Genomic DNA, 1,722 nt, shown 5'->3' with positions numbered 1-1,722 from the left:
CGCCAGCCCCGCTAAGCCGCCCGCCCCTTTCCTCCCCTGCCAGCTTTGGTTAAGATCCCGCCCAGATATCGATCCCCCCTTCTCACCCAGAGCATGCTTATGTCCGCCCACGAGATCATCCGAATTGCCAACGAGCTGGCCGCCAAGGGCCTGACGCCCACCACCGCAATGATCAAGGCCCGCCTCACCCAGCCTGTGCCGATGGCCGAGCTGCTGAAAGTGCTGAGCCAGTGGAAGCAGCAGCCAGTTGCGACCGCCGAGAGCGAGATCCTGCCAGAGGCTGTGCCTCAGCCAGCACCGGAGCTCACCCTGCAGCAACTCGCCGAACAGCTCGCGCGCATCGAACAGAAGGTGGATCGCCTGACCGACCTGCTCCTCCAGCAGGGGCAAGGCTGAACCATGTATATCGTCGAACTCTGCTTTGAGTGTTACCGCGATACCTCCCTTGGCGACGCCGAGCGGGCCATCGTCAACTACCTCGACATGCTGCGTTATCAGGGCCAGATCCTCGGGCGGGAGTTCCCCACCAGCATGCATGACGGCTATTTCGTCAGTCGGGTGGTCTGCCCGGAGCAGGATAGCCTGCACCCCGACAACCAGAGCGAGCAGGTCAAACTGGCCGAGCAGCAGCTTAATCAGGCGGGGTTGCTGGCGCCAAAACTCCAGCTGCAGGGGGCGGATCTGCTCTCCGACAGCACAGATCCTTGCGGCCAGCAGGGCGAGCGGCCGAGCTGGATGATGCTCTACACCAGCTTCCTGCACACCTGCTCGCCGCTGCGCTGTGGCGACCACTTCGCCCCCATTCCGCTCTACCAGCTGCCCGCGGTCGCCAACGGCGATCAGAAACAGATCATCAAGTGGCAGGAGGATTGGGAGGCGTGCGATCAGTTGCAGATGAACGGCTCCATCGCCGAACATGCGGCGCTGCACGAAATCGGCGAAGTGGGCAGCCGCCTCTACCGGCGCGGCAGCGATCTGGCCAAACGGCTGGAAGTGCTGAGCGGCATCCCCACCTACTACTACCTCTACCGGGTGGGTGGGCTGAGCGCGGCCGAGGAGAAGGCGCGCCCCTGCCCCAGCTGTGGCGGTGAGTGGGCGCTGGCAGAGCCGCTGCACGAGATCTTCGACTTCAAGTGCGACAGCTGCCGTCTGGTCTCCAACCTCTCCTGGGATTTCAAGGATTAAGCGCGTTCCCTGTACGCGATGCCATAAAAAAGAGCCTTGCCGCATGGCAAGGCTCTTTTCGTTCCGATGAGTAACCTTGGCTCGAACCGGCGCTATTGTGGCAACGTCTCCAGCCGTTCCAGAAACGCCGGCAAGGAGGGCGCCAGCGTCAGACGGCGGCCGGAATCGAGCCACTCCAGCCACACCTGACCACTCTCGTTATCCAGCGAGATGAGCGTCATCTCGTTGCGGGTGGTGGCAATAAAGATGGAGGGGGTTCGTTTTAGCTTGCGCAGCATCAGCAGGTGGCCGATGAGGTTTTCCTTGAGCAGGTCGAGATCCGCCTCGTTCCACGGCAGGATCAGTTCAAGGCGCAGCCCCTTAAAAAGGCAGGGGATGGGGCGGCTGAACCAGTGCCCGAACAGGGCAATGGCGCTGGGATAAATTGTCAGCTCTAGGGCATCAGCCATGGCTGTAAAATCGGCGGGCTCGGAGCGCTGGTGAGGACGCCAGGCCACCCGACCATCGGCGGGCTCACCAAGCTGGCAGGGGGAACGC

At 62.7% G+C, this 1,722-nt stretch carries 3 protein-coding genes; 2 read left to right on the top strand and 1 reads right to left on the bottom strand.

The features are described 5' to 3' along the window. The first annotated feature begins 99 nt into the window (after positions 1-99). Both AACS18_RS18320 and AACS18_RS18315 read left to right on the top strand, forming a co-directional pair. Complete coding sequence (locus AACS18_RS18320) at positions 100-396, top strand: DNA-binding protein (RefSeq protein ID WP_005343755.1); 297 nt, start codon at positions 100-102, stop codon at positions 394-396. Between the two features lie 3 nt (positions 397-399). Next, positions 400-1,185 (top strand): Zn-ribbon-containing protein, encoded by a 786-nt coding sequence (locus AACS18_RS18315; protein ID WP_064341765.1) that lies wholly within the window; start codon positions 400-402, stop codon positions 1,183-1,185. Positions 1,186-1,277: 92 nt separating this feature from the next. Here the strand turns inward: AACS18_RS18315 and AACS18_RS18310 are convergent. Then, a partial coding sequence (locus AACS18_RS18310) for a SecY-interacting protein Syd (RefSeq protein ID WP_108612963.1) occupies positions 1,278-1,722 on the bottom strand: 445 nt, incomplete at its 5' end.

It is taken from the genome of Aeromonas sp. HMWF015 (genome assembly GCF_963878965.1).
GTDB lineage: Bacteria > Pseudomonadota > Gammaproteobacteria > Enterobacterales > Aeromonadaceae > Aeromonas > Aeromonas veronii.
The sequence above is the reverse complement of the archived record's forward strand: the minus strand, read 5'-3'. Positions and strand labels throughout refer to the sequence as shown.

Excerpts from the sequence above, each read along its gene's own strand:
- AACS18_RS18315 (WP_064341765.1), top strand. The coding sequence starts at position 400 with ATGTATATCGTCGAACTCTGCTTTGAGTGTTACCGCGATACCTCCCTT.
- AACS18_RS18320 (WP_005343755.1), top strand. The coding sequence starts at position 100 with ATGTCCGCCCACGAGATCATCCGAATTGCCAACGAGCTGGCCGCCAAG.